Origin of the sequence: Iodobacter sp. BJB302 (genome assembly GCF_002735645.1) — a bacterium.
Lineage (GTDB): Bacteria > Pseudomonadota > Gammaproteobacteria > Burkholderiales > Chitinibacteraceae > Iodobacter.
Genome location: NZ_PDZG01000005.1, coordinates 17,118 through 36,142, shown reverse-complemented (window position 1 = coordinate 36,142; position 19,025 = coordinate 17,118). Strand labels below are relative to the sequence as shown.

General features: G+C 51.7%; 14 protein-coding genes. 11 read left to right on the top strand and 3 right to left on the bottom strand.

Features of this window, described 5'->3' with window-relative positions; all coding sequences use genetic code 11:
• Positions 1-9: 9 nt before the first annotated feature.
• From CSQ88_RS02745 to udp, 3 genes are all read left to right on the top strand, one after another.
• The gene (locus CSQ88_RS02745) at positions 10-1,224 is read left to right on the top strand and encodes a phosphopentomutase (RefSeq protein ID WP_099396570.1); all 1,215 of its coding nucleotides are present in this window, start codon (positions 10-12) and stop codon (positions 1,222-1,224) included.
• 3 nt (positions 1,225-1,227) lie between these two features.
• Complete coding sequence (locus CSQ88_RS02740) at positions 1,228-1,656, top strand: cytidine deaminase (protein ID WP_099396569.1); 429 nt, start codon at positions 1,228-1,230, stop codon at positions 1,654-1,656.
• A 250-nt stretch (positions 1,657-1,906) separates the two neighbouring features.
• Positions 1,907-2,668: a uridine phosphorylase gene (gene udp / locus CSQ88_RS02730; RefSeq protein ID WP_099396567.1), complete on the top strand. Its 762-nt coding sequence runs from the start codon at positions 1,907-1,909 to the stop codon at positions 2,666-2,668.
• A gap of 51 nt (positions 2,669-2,719) precedes the next feature.
• Here the strand turns inward: udp and ilvA are convergent, their stop codons facing one another.
• Both ilvA and CSQ88_RS02720 read right to left on the bottom strand, forming a co-directional pair.
• On the bottom strand, positions 2,720-4,234 hold the full coding sequence (gene ilvA, locus CSQ88_RS02725; protein ID WP_099396566.1) for a threonine ammonia-lyase, biosynthetic: 1,515 nt from the start codon (positions 4,232-4,234) through the stop codon (positions 2,720-2,722).
• A 234-nt stretch (positions 4,235-4,468) separates the two neighbouring features.
• The gene (locus CSQ88_RS02720; RefSeq protein WP_099396565.1) at positions 4,469-5,467 is read right to left on the bottom strand and encodes a DUF3369 domain-containing protein; all 999 of its coding nucleotides are present in this window, start codon (positions 5,465-5,467) and stop codon (positions 4,469-4,471) included.
• A gap of 193 nt (positions 5,468-5,660) precedes the next feature.
• Here CSQ88_RS02720 and hslU point away from each other — a divergent pair, with 193 nt between their 5' ends.
• From hslU to CSQ88_RS02685, 7 genes are all read left to right on the top strand, one after another.
• Positions 5,661-6,956 (top strand): ATP-dependent protease ATPase subunit HslU, encoded by a 1,296-nt coding sequence (gene hslU, locus CSQ88_RS02715; RefSeq protein ID WP_180273504.1) that lies wholly within the window; start codon positions 5,661-5,663, stop codon positions 6,954-6,956.
• Between the two features lie 846 nt (positions 6,957-7,802).
• Positions 7,803-8,765 carry an ABC transporter substrate-binding protein gene (locus CSQ88_RS02710; protein ID WP_099396564.1) on the top strand — a complete coding sequence of 321 codons (963 nt, stop codon included), beginning with the start codon at positions 7,803-7,805 and terminating at the stop codon, positions 8,763-8,765.
• A gap of 156 nt (positions 8,766-8,921) precedes the next feature.
• Positions 8,922-9,821: an ABC transporter permease gene (locus tag CSQ88_RS02705; protein ID WP_099396563.1), complete on the top strand. Its 900-nt coding sequence runs from the start codon at positions 8,922-8,924 to the stop codon at positions 9,819-9,821.
• Positions 9,818-10,612, top strand: coding sequence for an ABC transporter ATP-binding protein (locus CSQ88_RS02700; RefSeq protein ID WP_099396562.1), 795 nt, complete (start codon positions 9,818-9,820; stop codon positions 10,610-10,612). The genes CSQ88_RS02705 and CSQ88_RS02700 overlap by 4 nt, the downstream gene beginning before the upstream one ends.
• Before the next feature lie 371 nt (positions 10,613-10,983).
• Positions 10,984-12,180, top strand: a complete 1,197-nt coding sequence (dhbC, locus tag CSQ88_RS02695) for an isochorismate synthase DhbC (protein WP_099396561.1) — start codon at positions 10,984-10,986, stop codon at positions 12,178-12,180.
• The gene (locus CSQ88_RS02690) at positions 12,180-13,799 is read left to right on the top strand and encodes a (2,3-dihydroxybenzoyl)adenylate synthase (RefSeq protein ID WP_099396560.1); all 1,620 of its coding nucleotides are present in this window, start codon (positions 12,180-12,182) and stop codon (positions 13,797-13,799) included. Before dhbC ends, CSQ88_RS02690 begins: the two co-directional genes overlap by 1 nt.
• 432 nt (positions 13,800-14,231) lie before the next feature.
• Entirely contained in the window at positions 14,232-15,092 is an 861-nt protein-coding gene (locus CSQ88_RS02685; protein ID WP_099396559.1) for an isochorismatase family protein, read from the top strand.
• Between the two features lie 53 nt (positions 15,093-15,145).
• Here the strand turns inward: CSQ88_RS02685 and CSQ88_RS02680 are convergent, their stop codons facing one another.
• Positions 15,146-17,419 carry a TonB-dependent receptor gene (locus tag CSQ88_RS02680; protein WP_099396558.1) on the bottom strand — a complete coding sequence of 758 codons (2,274 nt, stop codon included), beginning with the start codon at positions 17,417-17,419 and terminating at the stop codon, positions 15,146-15,148.
• A 288-nt stretch (positions 17,420-17,707) separates the two neighbouring features.
• Between CSQ88_RS02680 and fes the strand changes: the two genes are divergently transcribed.
• Positions 17,708-19,012: an enterochelin esterase gene (gene fes / locus CSQ88_RS02675; RefSeq protein ID WP_099396557.1), complete on the top strand. Its 1,305-nt coding sequence runs from the start codon at positions 17,708-17,710 to the stop codon at positions 19,010-19,012.
• Positions 19,013-19,025 lie beyond the last annotated feature (13 nt).

The window sequence follows — 19,025 nt, the reverse complement described above, 5'->3', positions numbered from 1 at the left end:
GAGTATCCCATGCGTGCCATCTTCCTGATTATGGATTCACTCGGTGTAGGCGCTGCACCCGATGCAGATAAGTTTGGTGATGTAGGCTCCAATACCCTCGGCCATATTGCAGAGCGCTGCTTTAATGGCGAGGCCGATATTGATCGCAGTGGCCCGCTTAAAATCCCGAATTTAGAACAACTGGGCATGGGTTTGGCTTGTGGCTTGGCCAGCGGCAAAGTGCCCGCTGGTTTATCCGCCACGATCAAGCCCACTGCCGCCTATGGCGCGGCTTTTGAGATTTCCTCCGGCAAAGACACGCCATCGGGGCACTGGGAATTAGCCGGTGTGCCGGTATTGTTTGACTGGGGCTATTTCACTAAGAAAACCGATACCTTCCCGCCAGAACTGCTGGAAACCCTGGTAAAACGTGCTGGCCTGCCTGGTTATCTGGGCAATTGCCACGCTTCTGGCACCGATATTATTGCCAAGCTGGGCGATGAGCATCGCGCCACAGGTAAGCCGATTTTTTATACCTCGGCCGATTCGGTATTCCAGATTGCTGCGCACGAAGAAAGCTTTGGTCTGGAAAAGCTTTATGAGCTGTGCCAGATCGCTCATGAAGAAATGCTGCCTTACAATATTTGCCGCGTGATTGCCCGCCCGTTTAATGGCGAAACCGCAGCCACTTACGCCCGTACTGGTAATCGCCATGATTACGCTGTTGCTCCGCCCGCTAAAACAGTCTTGGAAAAGCTGACTGATGCAGGCGGTACGGTGGTTTCTATCGGCAAAATCGCTGATATTTATGCGCATTGCGGTATTACCAAAGGCATTAAAGCCAGCGGCTTAACCGCGCTGTGGGATGCCACGCTGAAAGCTACGGAAGAAGCACCGGACAACAGCATTGTGATGACCAATTTTGTTGATTTCGACGAGAAATTTGGCCACCGCCGCGATGTAGCGGGCTATGCCCGTGGTCTGGAATTATTCGATAAGCGCCTGCCAGAAATGCTGGCCCTGCTTAAAGACGACGATATTTTGATTATCTCAGCCGATCACGGCTGCGATCCAACCTGGCCGGGCACTGAGCACACCCGTGAGCATGTGCCGGTGTTGGTTTACGGCAAGTGCGTTCCGGCTGGCAGCATTGGTATTCGCGAATCTTTCGCAGACGTTGGCCAGAGCCTGGCTAACTGGTTCAATCTTTCTTCTTTCCCGGTTGGGAAAGCCTTTCTGGAGTAAGTCATGACTCGTGAAGAACTCGACGCAAAAGAACTACTCGATCAGGCCCGTATTGCCCGTACTTCGGCCTACGCACCGTATTCGCGCTTTTTGGTTGGTGCAGCACTGATTACTAAAGACGGCCGTGTGTTCCACGGCTGCAATGTAGAAAACGCCTCTTATGGCCTGTGTAATTGTGCAGAGCGCACGGTGCTGTTTAGTGCCATTGCCAATGGCTACAGGCCTGGTGATTTCTCGGCCATTGCCGTTGTGGGTGATACCCCTGGCCCGATCGCGCCTTGTGGCGCCTGCCGTCAGGTGATGATAGAAATCGGCACACCTGCGCTGCCGGTGATCCTGGGTAATATGAAAGAAGATATGGAAATCACCACCGCAGGCGATCTGCTGCCGGGTGCGTTCTATCTCGACCCAAACGAGACCCCCGCGCTTTAAGCTCCAACGGATCTCATTTTCACTTGATTAGTAAGATGCTTCAGCTTGACTGAATAGAGCACTAAATCTTGAACCACAGAGGGTACAGAGAGCACAGAGGGTCACCGAGAAAATCAATACTTTGATGGTTTTCTCTGTGATCCTCTGTGTCCTCGTTTTACTCTGTGGTTCAAGGTTTAACACGCTCAAATTAAGCTGAAGCATTCTTAGAATCAGGTGTTTTTCGTTTTTTTGATTAAGTAGGACTCTCATGTCTAAATCTGAAGTTTTCCATTTAGGTCTCGCTAAAAGCGATTTAGCCGGTGCCACTCTTGCGATTGTGCCAGGTGATCCTGCCCGTGTGCAGCGTATTGCTGAAAAAATGGGCAATGCCAAGTTGCTGGCCAGCCATCGTGAATTCACAACTTATCTGGCTGAGCTGGATGGCAAGCCGATTGTGATTTGCTCTACCGGTATTGGCGGCCCTTCTACTTCGATTGCGGTAGAAGAGCTGGCTCAGCTGGGGATCAATACCTTCCTGCGCGTGGGTACAACGGGTGCGATTCAAGCGCATATCAATGTAGGCGATGTGCTGGTGACCACCGGTTCTGTTCGTCTGGATGGTGCAAGCTTGCACTTTGCCCCGATGAGCTTCCCTGCGGTGGCCGATTTTGACTGTACAACTGCGCTGGTAAATGCGGCTAAAAAAGCTGGTAAACCACTGCATATCGGTGTGACGGCTTCATCAGATACTTTCTACCCGGGCCAGGAGCGTTACGATACATGCAGCGGCCGTGTGGTGAGCAGCATGCAAGGCTCGATGAAAGAATGGCAGGCAATGGGCGTGATGAATTATGAAATGGAATCCGCCACTCTGCTGACCATGTGCGCGACTCAAGGCTGGCGTGCAGGGATGGTAGCGGGTGTGATCGTAAACCGCACCCAGCAGGAAATCCCGGATGCTGAAGCCATGAAGCTGGCAGAACACACTGCAGTAGATATCGTGATTGAAGCTGCGCGTAATCTGCTGTAATAGTTTGAATGAGTAAGTAAAAAAGGCCGTCATTGAATGACGGCCTTTTTTTTATGCGCTCAGGAACAAGTTATACGCAGGGTTATTGCTTTCATCCCAATGCATATAGCCCAGTTTATCCACAAAGGCTTTAAATGCATCGTTGTCTTGCTCTGGCACTTGAATGCCGACCAGAATGCGGCCGTAATCTGCACCGTGGTTGCGGTAGTGGAAGAGGCTGATATTCCACTCGCCATTCATGCCATCCAGGAAGTTAAGCAGGGCGCCGGGGCGCTCCGGAAACTCGAAGCGCATCAGGCGCTCGTTCTGCACATTAGGCGCTTTGCCGCCGACCAAATGGCGAATATGCAGCTTGGCCAGTTCATTATCGGTGAGATCGACCGCAGCGATTTTTGCCGCAGCCAAGTCGCTGATCAGATCAACCACTTCGCTGCGATTTTGAATCGATAAGCCTACAAACACATGAGCTTCGCTGGCGGTGGAATAGCGGTAGTTAAATTCGGTGATATTGCGTGCGCCGATCAGCTTACAGAATGCACGGAAAGAGCCGCGCTGCTCCGGAATCGTGACGGCCACAATCGCTTCGCGCTGCTCGCCCATTTCGGCTTGCTCGGCAATATAACGCAGGCGGTCAAAATTCATATTTGCGCCAGAGGCCACGGCGATCAGGGTGGCGTTTTGCTTACCCTCACGCGCTGCCCATGCTTTCAGGCCAGCAATGGCAAGCGCACCGGCAGGCTCCAGAATCGAGCGATTATCTTCGAATACATCTTTAATCGCCGCGCACATGGCGTCGGTATCCACCAGAATGATGTCGTCTGTAAAATCTTTACACAGGCGGAAGGTTTCTTCACCGACCTGTTTCACCGCTACGCCGTCAGCAAAAATGCCCACTTGTGGCAGGGTAATGCGCTCGCCCAGCTTCAGGCTTAAATACATGGCGTTGGCATCGGTGGGCTCTACACCAATGATTTTAATTTCCGGGCGCAGGCGTTTGATATAGGCCGCCATCCCGGCTAATAAGCCACCGCCACCTACGGGGATAAATATCGCGTCGATATGATCGGGGTACTGGCGCAAAATCTCCATCGCCACCGTGCCTTGCCCGGCAATCACATCAGGGTCATCAAAGGGGTGAATCAGCGTGGCGCCGGTTTGCTCGGATAAATTAAGCGCGTGCTGATAGCAATCAGAGTAAGAATCACCAACTAGCACTGCTTCAGCGCCACGGCGGGTAACGGCATCCACCTTGATGCGCGGGGCGGTTGTGGGCATCACAATGGTGGCGCGGCATTTTAAATGCTGGGCGGCCATTGCTACGCCTTGCGCATGATTGCCTGCGGATGCCGCTACTACGCCACGCTCCAGCTCAGCATGGCTAAGCTTGGACATCTTGTTATACGCGCCGCGAATTTTGAACGAAAACACGGGCTGCATATCTTCGCGCTTAAACAGCACTTTATTGCCAATGCGGCGCGATAGATTAGGGGCAAATTCGAGAGGGGATTCAATAGCCACATCGTAGACACGGGCTTTGATAATACTTTCCAGATAATCTTTCGACATAGCATGCTACGGGTTGGTGAGAGGGAATGGATGATTCTACCGTTGAAAACGCTAATCCGGGGCTTTGAAAAAGACACAAGCCAAAAATCAGGAAGATTTACCAAGATGTTTTAACACCGCTTATTTGCAAAAACATGGGGGCGGGTTGCTGATATAAGCAGAAATTTTTGCCACGCAGCTCTGTGTGCAGCCTTCCTGGAGGGCCAAGATAAAGCGGCCCGGAGATACTCTGATTTATTCAGTACCGCGCAGCGATTGGATTTCTTTATTCATCATCAGGTTTTCAAATGCGATACTGACATTGCGGCAAAACAGCTCAATCAGCTCTTTATCCGGGTTGGATAAAGCCACAGGCCCGTCAATGATCAGCAAATTGACTGGGCCGCGCTCGGTGTGGAAAAAACCGATAAAGTGATCTGCAGCGTAAACACTCTTTTCTTCCTGCATGGCTTTTTTGATGGATTCATCAAAGCGCAGCCGCTCATTCAGCTCTAATGGCCTGCCACAAAGCGGCTCGTAGCCACCGGTGGCATACATGACTTGAATGGCCCCGTCCTGTGATAGCGCCGCTATACCACCCTGCACAATGATATAAAGCGCTTCTTGTTCAAAAAAGAGCAGGGATTGCAGTTGCTCCAGTACGCCCTGAGCAAATTGCTGAATAGATTGTTGTTTAAAAATGCTTGCTGAAGCTTCAATTACTTTAATTAAGCCACGGCGGTTGGCGGCGAGCATCTGGCGCTGATGCTCAAGCAGCATAATGTCTTTATACGAGCGCAAAGTACCCAGAATGGCCGTATAAAGTTTATCGCGGGTCAGCTCGGTTTTGGCTTTGTAATCATTGATATCGTAGCTTTCAATCACCCGCCGCTCTGGTGCAATGCCGGGCTGGCCGGTACGCAAAATAATACGAATCTGATGATTGCCCAGCGTTTCGCGAATGGCATGGGCCACTTGCAGGCCGGAATCTTCCTGCTCCATCACCACATCAAGTAATACCAGAGCGATATCGTGGCGGGTGCTGAGCAACGCCAAGCTTTCCGCTCCTGAGTAGCAGGATAAAATTTCCAGACGCTTGCCTAGAAATTCGATATTGGCGAGCGCCAGCCTTGTGACATGATGAATATCAGGTTCATCATCAACAACCAGAATTGTCCAGCAATCATGCTGATGGCTGTTTGATTCATCGCTGCTGTCTTCGTCCAGCCAATCTTCATCCGCGCTATTACTCATATTTCTCTCTGTGTAAGGCCCGTATCTAGCTAGTGTAGAACTTATCTGTGTGTGTGAGCATTATTTTGTAAATTCTCCATGCATTTATCTTAGAACGTAATAAAGCCGTGAAAAGATGAAATATCTGTCGCTCAGACTTTAAATTTATTCTGTGCGCCGCCATCTGCTGGATATATTTTGTTAAGGATTAATCATGAGCCAAATGACTCCGCAGGAAATCGTTCACGAGCTGGATAAGCATATTGTTGGCCAGGCTGCCGCCAAGAAATCGGTAGCGATTGCGCTGCGTAATCGTTGGCGCAGGCAGCAGGTGGCAGAGCCCCTGCGCAGTGAAATCACTCCAAAGAATATTTTGATGATTGGGCCAACTGGCGTGGGTAAAACTGAAATTGCCCGCCGCCTGGCCAAATTATCTGATGCGCCCTTTATTAAGGTAGAAGCAACTAAATTCACCGAAGTGGGTTATGTAGGTAAAGATGTAGACAGCATTATTCGTGATCTGGTTGAGGTTGCTGTTAAGCAGGTGCGGGATAAAGCCATCAGCCGCAATCGCCATCGTGCTGCCGATGCTGCTGAAGATCGTGTTTTAGATGTGCTCCTGCCGCCAGGTGGCAACGATGAATCGGATACCCGTCAGAAATTCCGCAAGATGCTGCGTGAAGGCAAGTTTGACGATAAAGAAATTGAAATCGAAGTGGCAGCCGCTGTGCCAACGATGGAGGTGATGAGCCCGCCGGGAATGGAAGACTTCTCCAGCCAGATTCAGCAAATGTTTAAAGGTGCGTTCTCAGATAAAAAGAAATCGCAAAAGCTGAAAGTGGCCGAGGCGATGAAGCTTTTAACCGAGGAAGAAGCGGGCAAGCTGGTTAATGAAGAAGATGCTAAAACCGAAGCGTTGCAAGCGGTTGAGCAAAACGGCATTGTGTTTATTGATGAGATTGATAAAGTCACCAGCCGGGCAGAGGCGGGCAGCGGTGAAGTCAGCCGCCAGGGTGTGCAGCGTGATTTACTGCCGCTGGTGGAGGGCACAACGGTCACCACTAAATATGGCATGGTTAAAACCGACCATATTCTGTTTATTGCCAGCGGCGCATTCCACTTAGCCAAGCCTTCAGATTTAATTCCTGAGCTGCAAGGGCGCTTTCCGATTCGGGTTGAGCTTAATTCGCTAACAGTGGGCGATTTTGCCAGCATTCTTACCGGCACCGATGCCTGCCTTGTGAAGCAATATCAAGCCTTGCTTGCCACAGAAGGCGTAGAACTGGATTTCACTGATGCCGGCGTAAAGCGCATGGCCGAAATTGCCTGGCAGGTGAATGAAAGCACCGAGAATATCGGCGCGCGTCGTTTATACACCGTGATGGAGCGCTTGCTTGAGGAAATCTCCTTTGATGCAAAAAGCGGCAAGATTGTGGTGGATGCAGATTTTGTGAGCAGCAAATTAGGCGGTGTTGCAGCGGATGAAGATTTGGCGCGCTACGTGCTTTAATCTTAGCTCTGTGTAAGGATTAAAAGTTATCCACTGTTAGCCTGCAGCAGATCCCGGCTAATACTCTGAAAATAAAGGCAGAAAATCGTAAGGTTTTCTGCCTTTGTTTTTTTGAAAATCAACTGAATCAGGCAGAAAGCAGCGGCAGAAAAGGCATTTTACCGTTCCTCAGCTTACAATCTTATTCCGTATAAATATGGCTGGAAAATGTCATTTTTGTGAACTAGGCTGATAGGCGACTTTCTGCTGAGCCTGATAATTCTTTATAACTTATTAAATCTTGTACTGTTGCAGACACATTAAGTACTGTTTTTTTGCGGCATATCAATGCGCGTATCAGGGCTTTACACACAGGCTTCGCTGTGCTTAGGGCTGGTTTTTTTAAATACGGTTTCTCTTCTTCTTATTGCCCGTCAAGTGGTATCTGGCTTGGGTCTTGCCCTGTTTTACGCCTGTTTAACTAAGCAGATTTATTGATTTAAATCCCCTTAATCAGGGTTGAATTGATATCTTACCCACAAAGTTATCCACAGCTTGTTTTGCCTCTGTGTATATGAATTTATATCAGAGATAACACCCTCTATTAGGGATATCCCCGTTTTGTATCTTGTGCAGACTTCCCTCTATTATCTTTGACGCAACGATCCTTTATTGCCTTTATCCTGCCGGTATTTTATTCAGGATGATTTGCAGGCTAAAGCCGGGTTCCGGCTATTTGCTTGTCATTTAATTGAAAAAATAAAACGATTGTTTAAGGTGGGCGAATCAGCTTATCTATTCCATTAAAAAGTCGCGATCTTCTTTCCCTCAAAGCTTCAAAATCACTTTGAAATAAGGATTTGTCAGATGCTTAAATTATTTAAACCTACTCTTTTGGCCGCACTGGTTAGTTTGTCGTGTACAGCGGGCGCTGCAGAAATGAAATCGGTGGCTGTAACCGCGATTGTTGATCACCCTGCGCTCGATGCTGCGCGTAAAGGGGTAGAAGACGAATTAAAAGCAGCAGGTTTTGAGCCGGGTAAGCAAATTAAGTATCAATTTCAAAGTGCACAGGGCAATACCGCCACTGCTGCGCAAATTGCACGCAAGTTTGTGGGCGATCAGCCCGATGTAATCGTGGCGATTGCCACACCAAGTGCTCAAGCTGTAGTCGCGGCAACGCGCACAATTCCTGTGGTGTTTACGGCGGTAACAGACCCGGTGGCGGCTAAGCTGGTGAAAAGCTGGAAAACAGGCAACGATAATGTAACTGGCGTATCCGATATGCTGCAGTTATCCCCGCAAATTGATTTAATCCTTAAAGTAAAACCCACAGCCAAGCGTATTGGCATGGTGTATAGCCCGGGTGAAGTGAATTCCACGATTGTGGCTAAAGAATTAAAAACTGAATTGGCTAAACGCGGCATGACGCTGGTAGAAGCACCGGCAGCACGTACGGTGGATATCTCAACCGCGGCTAAAAGCTTAGTGGGTAAGGTGGATGCGATTTACACCAATACCGACAATAACGTGGTGTCCAGCTACGAATCTTTAGTGGGCGTGGCGCAACAAGCACAGATTCCTTTGATCTCGGGTGATGCCAGCCTGGTGAAACGCGGCGCAATTGCAGCCATGGGTATGAGCTACTACGACCTGGGCCGCCAAACCGGCAAGATGGTGGTGCGTATTCTGAAAGGCGAAAAAGCCGGGGATATCGCGCCGGAAGTAGGTGCTAAGCAAGAGCTGATGGTGAACGCCGGTGCCGCGCAAAAACAAGGCGTAACGCTGTCTGCAGCGCTGCTTAAAGAAGCTAAAGAAGTGGTGAAGTAAAAAACTGCGTCAAACCCCAAATCTTGAACCACAGAGAACACGGAGTTTCACAAAGAAATCCTCGTTTTGTTTGTCTCCGTGCTCCTCCGTGTTCTCCTTTCCTCAGTGGTTTAAGGTTTGGGTTTTCAGATTTAATTTTTGCTCCTTGGAATACTTATGACTCCCATTGCCTTAATGGGCGCATTGGAAATTGGTTTGATCTTTGCGCTGGTGGCGCTTGGGGTGCTGATTTCTTTTCGCCTGCTTAATTTCCCTGATTTAACTGCCGATGGCAGCTTTCCCCTTGGTGGCGCGGTCGCGGCTACTTTAATTTCCGGCGGGCATGATCCCTGGTTTGCCTGTTCCATGGCGGTGCTGGCGGGAGCGGCCTCGGGCTGGCTGACGGCATGGCTGAATGTGCGGCTGAATATCTTGCAGCTTTTGGCCAGTATTCTGGTGATGATTGGCCTTTATTCGGTCAATCTACGCATTATGGGCGCACCAAATCTGCCGCTGATTGGCGCGCCTTCCGTGTTTAGCCCTTTTATTGGCGAGCAGCTGGAAAGAGGCTGGCTGGTGCAGCCTGCAGTGCTGGCGGTGATTATTGTGCTGGCTAAGCTGGGCATGGATTTCTTTTTTGCGTCGCAAGCAGGGCTGGCGATGCGGGCCACCGGGGCCAATCCCCGTATGGCGCGGGCGCAGGGCATTGCTACTGACCGGATGATTCTGATTGGGATGGCGCTCTCCAACGCGCTGATTGCCTTTGCTGGTGCGCTTTATGTGCAAACGCAGGGCGGGGCGGATGTATCGATGGGGGTGGGTACGATTGTGGTGGGCCTTGCTGCAGTGATTATTGGCGAAACACTCTTGCCATCGCGCAATTTGTGGGTGATTACGCTGGCTACCGTGCTGGGCGCTTTGCTTTACCGCCTGCTGATTGCTCTGGCGCTGAACGCTGATTTTATTGGCCTGAAGGCACAGGATTTAAATTTAATTACCGCCGTACTGGTGGGCTTTGCCCTGGTGCTGCCAAAAGTAAAAGCCAGGGTGTTTCGTAAAAAGGGGAAACGGTCATGATGGAAGTCCGTGATTTATACAAGACCTTTAACCCCGGCACACCGATTGAAAATCTGGTTTTAAAGGGTTTATCGCTCACCATTGAATCGGGCCAGTTTATTACCGTGATCGGCAGCAATGGCGCGGGCAAATCCACCTTTCTGAATGCGATTTCCGGCGATCTGCAAATGGACAGCGGCAGCATTCATATCGACGGGCAGGATGTGACCCGGCTTTCTGCATGGCAGCGTGCTGGCATGGTGGCGCGGGTGTTTCAGGACCCGATGGCTGGCACCTGTGAAGGGCTGAGTATCGAAGAAAATATGGCTCTGGCCTGGCAGCGTGGTAAAAAGCGCGGCTTTGGCCGGGCGGTTAAAAACGAGCAGCGGGCCATTTTCCGCGACAAGCTGGCTACCTTAGAGCTGGGGCTGGAAAACCGGCTTGGCGACAGGATGGATTTGCTCTCTGGCGGGCAAAGGCAGGCGGTCAGCCTGTTGATGGCTTCTTTGCAGCCATCGCGTTTGCTGCTCTTGGATGAGCATACTGCGGCGCTGGACCCAAAAACTGCGGCTTTTGTGTTGCAGCTGACCGATCGCATCGTTAAAGAAAACAACTTAACCGCGCTGATGGTAACGCACTCCATGCGCCAGGCGCTGGATCACGGCCATCGCACCGTTATGCTGCATCAGGGGCAGGTGGTGCTGGATGTGGCAGGAGATAAACGCCACACCATGGAAGTGGGCGATTTGCTGGCCATGTTTGAAAAAAACCGTGGCGAGAAAATCGACGACGATGCGCTGCTCTTAGGCTGATTGATTGTCTTTTAAAAAGCTGGCTCTAATTTGGGGCCAGCTTTTTTTGTCTGTTACTTCTCTTTATTCCTCACTTTTTCTCTTTTTTGTTGATTGTGCCCTTACATTAATCTTGTGCAATTTAGATTGAGCATGGCATACTTTGTTAACGATACCCATTCTCATTATCGTTTAAGGGTTATATTCATCAAAAGTAAGCTGTGAACCTGGCACTGGCCTTGTTCAAGCTTGCTTTTCCGTGCTTGCAGCTGCGGGACAGGTGATTTTGGCGGATGGGGATCAGCTGGCGTCAGTGCCTGGTTTTTCAGGGCGGCTGTGTCTGGCCTTATTTAACTTTGCCTATTCCACTTTTATAAAGAGGAGCTCATCTGATGAATGATCTATTCCGTGGTGAATTGCGTACGCAGGCTCAATATCTGCTGTTGGGTTATCAAACAGATTCAGCAATGTTTTTTGCCAGCTCCAGGCAAACTTTGCTGGCTCAGGGCCACTATGCCACGGTTCCTGCGGCAAATAGTTTAGATGCGCTTAATCAGGCTGTAGCCCTTGCTCTGAAGCAGGCAAAAGCCACAGGGCATCTTGATCCGGTGGTGGTGGGGGCGATTCCTTTTGATGGCAGAAAATCTGCCTGCCTGAGCATCCCTCGCAGCGTATTGCGGGCAGGCCCTTTACCGCAAAGCCTTGCCCAGCCTAAGCCGCAGGCCGTTCCTTGCTCCATCACACCCCTGCCAGAGCCGCAAGCTTATGCCGATGGTGTAGCGCTGGCCGTGCAGCATTTACAGAATAAATATTTAGATAAAGTGGTGCTGGCCCGCGCATTGGATCTGGCTGCTGAGCAAGTGGTGGATATCCCCAAATTACTGGTCACGCTGGCTCAGCGTAATGCCCATGGTTATACCTTTGCCGTTAATCTTTCCGGGCAGACAGAAGCCCCCCCGCGTATTTTGATCGGGGCCAGCCCCGAGCTTTTGCTGCGCAAAAAAGGCAGCCAGGTGTTTTCTAATCCGCTGGCAGGCTCGGCCGCCCGCAGCCCCGATCCTAAAATTGATCGCGAGCGAGGCGAAGCGCTGCTCCAGTCGGCAAAAGATTTGCACGAGCATGCGGTGGTGGTGAATGCGGTTGCGGCCGGTTTGCGGCCATTTTGCCGTACGCTGATAGTGCCGGAGCGGCCGGTATTAATGCATACCGAAACCATGTGGCACTTATCCACAGAAATCAGCGGCGAGCTGATTGATGAAGAAACCACATCGCTGATGCTGGCTTCAGCCCTGCATCCTACGCCCGCCGTGTGCGGCCACCCCAATCAGAATGCCCGGGATTTAATTGCACAAATCGAGCCGTTTGATCGTGGCTTTTATACCGGCATGCTGGGCTGGTGCGATGCCAATGGCGATGGTGAGTGGATTGTAACGATACGCTGCGCTGAAGTTGCGGGTAAATCGCTGCGTCTGTTTGCCGGTGCCGGCATCGTGGCCGATTCATCACCGCAAAGCGAGCTGGCAGAAACGTCGGCAAAGTTTCGCACCATGCTGAATGCCATGGGTCTTGTTCACGCAGGAGCGGTGTGATGAGTGATTTTTTAAAGCATTGCACGCCATGGCCTGAAGCTTTGGCCGGGGAATATCGCCGTAAGGGCTATTGGCGTGGCCAAACCTTTAGCGCCTTGCTGGAGGAGCGGGCAGAGCAATATGGCGAGCGGCTGGCCGTAGTGAGCGGGCAAACCCGCTGGCGCTACCGTGATCTGGCCGCAGAGGCGGATCGCTTAGCTAGGGGGTTTAGTGCCCTGGGCATAGGGCCAAAAGACAGGGTGGTGGTGCAGTTGCCCAATTGCGCCGAGTTTTTTGCGGTGATTTTTGCCCTGTTCAGGATTGGCGCTTTGCCGGTCTTTGCCCTGCCAGCACATCGCAAATTAGAGATCAGCTATTTTTGCCAGCATGCCGAAGCCGTGGCTTATATCATCGCCGATCAGCACGGTGGCTTTGATTACCGCAATCTGGCCAGCGAAGTAAAAGCCGTGTCGCCAAGCTTGCAGCATGTTTTGGTGCTGGGTGATGCCGGGCCATTTACGGTGTTGGGTGATTTGCCAAGCGGTATGCTGCCCGCGCCGCCTGAGGCTTCAGATGTTGCGTTCTTTCAGCTTTCAGGCGGCAGCACGGGAACGCCAAAGCTGATTCCGCGCACCCACGATGATTATATTTACAGCCTGCGGGGCAGCGCAGAAATCTGCCAGCTTAGCCCGGAGAGCGTTTACCTCTGCGTATTGCCTGCCGGACATAATTTTGCGCTGAGCTCGCCCGGCTCCTTAGGCGTTTTCTATGCGGGCGGCACCGTGGTGTTGAGCAACAACTCCAGCCCCGATCATGTTTTCCCGCTGATTGCCGCAGAGCGTGTTTCGATCACGGCTCTGGTGCCGCCTTTGGTGCCGGTATGGCTGGATGCGGCAGCAAGTCTGCAGCCGGATTTATCCAGCCTGAAAGTCGTGCAGGTGGGGGGCGCTCGTTTTAACAGCGAAATGGCTGCCCGCTTGGTGCGTGAATTGGGCTGCACCCTTCAGCAGGTGTTTGGCATGGCCGAGGGCCTAGTTAATTACACACGCTATGACGATAGCGATGCGCTGGTTTTGCACACTCAGGGCAGGCCGATCTCGCCAGACGATGAAATCCGCGTGGTGGACGATGAAGATCAGCCCTTGCCCGCAGGCGAAGTGGGGCATTTGCTGACACGCGGCCCTTACACCATTCATGGCTATTACCGCGCTGCCGAACACAATGCCCGTAGCTTTACAGCCGATGGTTTTTACCGCACAGGTGATTTAGTCAGGCAAACCGCTGAGGGCTATCTGGTGGTGGAAGGCCGGGCCAAAGATCAGATAAACCGTGGCGGCGAAAAAATCTCTGCCGAAGAAATAGAGCATCTGCTGCTGGCCCATCAGGGCGTGGCCGACGTGGCGATTGTGGCCATGCCGGATGCTTTTCTGGGTGAAAAAAGCTGCGCCTTTGTGATCCGCCGCGACGCCAGCCTGCGGGCGGTGGAGCTGAATGCCTATCTGCGAAAACTAGGCATCGCCGCTTATAAAATCCCCGACCGGATCGAGTTTACCGACGCCTTCCCTAAAACCGGCGTGGGCAAAGTCAGCAAAAAAATCCTACGGCAAATGATAGAGCAGCGGCTGCTAGTGCTGTCGTAGGGCGTGTGAAACCCCATATGTGCTAACCAAAGTCAAAAAGACCTTTTTAGTGCCTTCGGCACGTTGATTTTGGCGCGGTATCCCCGCGGGGGACTTACTTTCTTGAACGGCCAAGAAAGTAAGCAAAGAAAGCCGCCCCACGAAACACGAAGGCCCCTGTTGCGGTCCAATCGAGTCGGCGGCGGGCGGGATTGGCTGGATCCTCCTCCCAAGCGATCCCCCGCCCCGCTTGTTCCTCGCTTCGGCGTGTTTCAAGGGGACTTTAAAGCCCTATGCAAAGAGCGTGGTTATTATGTTTTTTCGCTGTTTGCTAATAAAAAAACAATTTGCTTAACGCGCATGGGGTGAAACCCGCGAGTGATGCTGAAAAATACGTGGGTTTCACTCGCTCTACGCATCGTTACTGACCTTTAAACACTAAAAAGAATCCACATGGCCATCCCAAAAATCAGTACTTATCCAATGCCCACCGAGTTTCCTGCTAACCGTGTGAGCTGGCAGCCAGAAGCAAAACGTGCTGTGCTGCTGATCCACGATATGCAGGATTACTTTGTTGATTTTTATGATAAATCTGCCGCACCTGTGCCTGAATTAATCGGCAATACAAGGCGTATTCTGGATCTGGCAGCCAAGCTGGGTATTCCCGTGGTCTATACCGCGCAAACGCCGGATCAGACATTAGAAGAGCGCGGGCTATTGCAGGATATGTGGGGAGCAGGCCTTGTGGCCCAGCCTGCACGTAAAGGCATCGTTCAGGAGCTTGCCCCGCAGCCGCAGGATACTGTGTTGCCAAAATGGCGCTATAGCGCATTTCAGCGCTCTAATTTGCTGGAAACCATGCAAAGCCAGGGGCGTGATCAGCTGATTATTTGCGGCGTTTACGCGCATATCGGCTGCATGATGACCGCTTGCGATGCCTTTATGCACGATATTCAGGCCTTTTTTGTGGGCGATGCACTGGCTGATTTCTCTGCCAAAGAGCATCAAATGGCGCTGGATTACGTGGCGCAGCGCTGCGGCTATACCACTTCCACCACGGCTTTAATTCAGCAATTACAAGGTGGCAGCCTGCCTGCCTCAATTGATGAGCTGCGGCAAATTATCGCCAGCAGCTTGCAAATTCCTGCATCTGATTTGCACGATGACGACAATCTGATCGACTGGGGCCTGGATTCAATCCGGGTAATGAGCTTGCAGGAGAGCTGGAGAAGGGCGGGTACAGAGCTAAGCTTCGCCCAGCTTGCCGGGCAAGCCACACTGGCGGCATGGTGGGCTTTGTTGGTGACGTCTTAATAAACAGTGTTGCAAGAAAAAACGTCCACCTCTGCAGGTGGACGTTTTTTTTATCAGAAGCGGTAATCTACCGTCACGCCCAGCGTGCGGGGTGCACCTGCGTCTGCCTCGTGATTGCGGCTACCTTTGCGGTAAATCACATCGCTATTGAAGAGGTTTTTAACATAGGCACGTACTGCGTAATTGCCTTTGTCGTAACCCACTTGCAAATTAGCCAGGGTGTAATCGCCCGCTTTCAGCTGCTCTGTATTGCTTAAGTCTGAATAGTATTCGCCTGTATGGCTGATATCGCCATTCAGGAAGAAGCCCATATCAAACTTTTGCTTAAAGCCAAAGCTGGCAGACACCGGGGCTGCGTAGCCTAAGCGGTTTCCTTCAACGGAAGCGCTGCGAATATTGCTTTCGGTAATCTTGGTGCTTAATAAGCCTAAAGATGCAAAGAGCTGAAGCGAGGAATTGACGCTGGCGTCGGCGCTGACTTCCAGGCCATAGCTTTCTGCCTTAGGGATATTGGTAAAGTAATTATTTAGTAAGGCCTGATAGTCCTTATAGCGGTTGTAAAACAGATTGGCGTTTAAGGTCAGGCGTTTATCCAAGAAGCTGGAACGGCTGCTCAGCTCGATCGTATTGACTTCTTCTTTGCCGTATTCATAAAACTTGTTGTCGTCATAGTTAATGCTGCCCGCGCCCGGGGTATAGCCTTGGCGATAGGTCAGGCCAAACGATGTTTCGGGGGTGGCTTTGTAAATGATGCCAACTTTAGGCAAAAACATGGTTTCAGTGATATCGGTTTTGATCAGCGCCTCATTATTGGTGCCTGGCCATCCTAAAACATTACGTTTTTGGCTTTCACGCTCGATACGCCCGCCCAGATTCAGATCAAAACTGCTGTTTAAGGTGATGGTGGATTCACCAAATACAGCGAGGGTATCTACCTTATCTGTGCCAAAAAAGCCGCTGTTATAAGGGCTGGCGTTTAAATCCTGATGGCGGTCGTAGTAGTAAAACCCGGCCAGCGCGCTGACTCTGCCGCCTTGCGGATTGTAAATCAGGCGGGATTCCAGCGTGTTGCTGTTTTCATCCATTTGCAGCTGGAAGCGGTCAGCACCGCTTTCTTTAAAGGATGCATGGTATTTGCCACGGCTATAGAGCAGATGGCTGTTTAAACTCTCAGAGATTTTGTACTCAAGGTCTACGTTTGCCGTGGTTTTGGAAGAATCCTGAGTGCGGGTATTTACTTTGGAATTCAGCTTGGAATAGGTGCGGTCAGAATAATTAGCGCTGTTAATCCGGTTTAAGTATTCGCCTTCCTGATCGCGCTGGGATACGGTGAGCTTGGCCGAGAAATCAGGCATATTGCTTGGCGTCCAAAGCAATTTGGCGCGGACATTCTGGCGCTTGAAATCTGAAGGATCCCATGGCCAGGCGCCAGGGTATTCAACAAAACCCTTGCCTTTGATGCCTTCGGCGGCCAGACGGAAAGCCAGTTCATCTTGAACAATCGGGCCGGAAATCATGGCTGCGCCAAGTGTGCGGCCAGCTTCGTTTTCATAACCGGCACGCACTGCGCCTTCCCAGCTGGAAGTCGGATTTTTAGTGTTGACCACGATGGCACCGCCAATCGTGTTGCGGCCCTGAGTGGTGGATTGCGGGCCGCGCAAAATTTCGACCTGCTCTACATCCCACATACCAAAGTCTACATACTGCTGGCCGGACCATGTTTCCGGCGCGCCATCTACGCTGGTGCTGACGCGCGGGCGTGCACCAGAAATAAAGCTGAATACGCCTGTTGCCGGGCCAGTACCTTCCACGCCACGAATGTTTACGCCACCTGCGCCATTGATGTTGACGTTGGGCGCGCGGTTGCTTACTTCATAAATCGATGTGACATGGCCCTTATCCAGATCAGCACCGCTTAATACGGTGATGGCGGTGGTGGTTTCTTGCATGGAGCGGTTAATTTTTTCACCAGTTACCGTGACAGGCGCTAAGTAGGCGGTGTTGGCAATCAGCTGATAGCCCGCGCCACTGGCTACGGCTTGCAAGCCCGTATCGGCCAGAATGGCATTCAGCCCCTGCTGGCCTGAATAACGGCCATTGAGTGCAGGCCTTGTCCAGCCCTTAACTAAGCTTTCATCGATATTGAGCTTGATGCCAGATTGCTGGGAAAACTGTTTCAGCTGAGCGGATAAAGAGCCGGCCGGCAGCTGATAAACCTGCTCTGCTGCTGATGTATCCGCATAGGCCACGGCGCTTGCCCCGCCTAAGCCCGCAAGTGCCAGTTTGATTGCTAACAGTAATGTGTAATGCCGGGTTGGGTGTTTCATTCTTGTTTCCGTCAGAGATTGATGTGAGCGCTTGCTGGCGTAATGCCTTGGGCTTCAGGTCTTGCGGGTCATGTTGGAGCGAGGCAGTTCATTGCATATCCATTCAAATACCTTTCTTATTCATTTCAATTGCTTGCATTTTTATTGCAATAAATCAGCAGTTGTTTTCTAAATAGTGTGATTTTTAAGTGATATGTAATAAATTGCAGCTATGAAATGATAATACTTCTCATTACAATGTGCAATAATCCCTTTATGACAAGAGCAGCAAAAAGGATGAGTCGCAGTATGTTGTGCAAGCTAAATTCAGAAGCAAGCGAAGCCACATATTTATTGAAAGCAAGTGATGCTGGTAGTGAAAGCTGGTGGTTAAAGATTGCAGAGCAGGGCACGCCGCTTATTGAGGAGTGCGCTGATCACAGGGTTTGGGTGACGTTTCTATGGCGCGATCCGGCAGGCGATGAATCTTGCTCAGAGCTGGCACGGGTTTATATCGACGTTAATTCGGTGACCGATCACCACAGCGCAGACCCGCAATCGCTGGCCAGAATGGCAGGCAGCGATATCTGGTACTGGCAGGTGCAGCTGCCAGCAGACTGGCGGGGCAGTTATTGCCTGATACCCGTAGCGGCATCCCGGCTGCCGGATTTTTCAGCGCCGCCCTCTGCTGAGCAGGCCAGCCATCAGCGCAGCTGGTGGCGCTCAATCGCTGAGGCGGCAGAGGCAGATCCTTTGAATTTGCAATCTCCACGCGCTGGCGCATGGCGTACTGCAATGTCGGCGCTGCATTTACCAAAAGCGCCGCCACAGACTGCCTGGCTGTATGCAGACGGGCAAGACGAGGGTGATCCGGCCGGGCTTAAGCTGCTGGACTGGCACAGCGCCATGCTGGCAAATCAGCGCAGGGTCTGGGTTTATCAGACAGGAGAGCCAGATGGCGACCGCGCCCTTGTGCTGCTGCTGGATGGTCAGCACTGGGCTGAGCGTATGCCTGTGTATCCGGCGATTGACCGTGCCACTGCAGACGGGCAGCTGCCTGCCGCCGTATATGTGCTGATCGATGCAATTGATGGCGGGCAGCGCAGCCTCGAGCTGCCTTGCAACCCTCAGTTCTGGCTAGCCGTGCAAAGCGAGCTGTTGCCGCTGATTCAGCAAATTGCGCCTTGCAGTGATCAGCCGGAGCGCACCGTTATTGCCGGGCAAAGCTATGGCGGGTTGTCGGCCATGTACGCGGCCTTGCACTGGCCGGAGCGTTTTGGCTGCGTGCTCAGCCAGTCAGGCTCTTTCTGGTGGCCTTACCACGATATTTTAAAAATGCCGCTGAATCAGCCGGCTATCCGCAAGCCGGGGAGCAGGGGGCAGCTTGCCGAACAATTGCCAGGCCTGGCACCGGCGGCGCGGGCATTAAAGGTATTTCAGGAAGCAGGCAGCCGTGAAGACGTGATGATTGATGTAAATGAAACCATGCGCGATGCCTTAGTGCAGGCAGGCCATCAGGTGAGTTACCGCCTGTTTGAAGGCGGGCACGACTGGTTGTGCTGGCGGGGCGGCCTGCTTGAAGGGCTGAGCGGGCTATTAGCGCACTGCAAATAAATACCGTACTGAA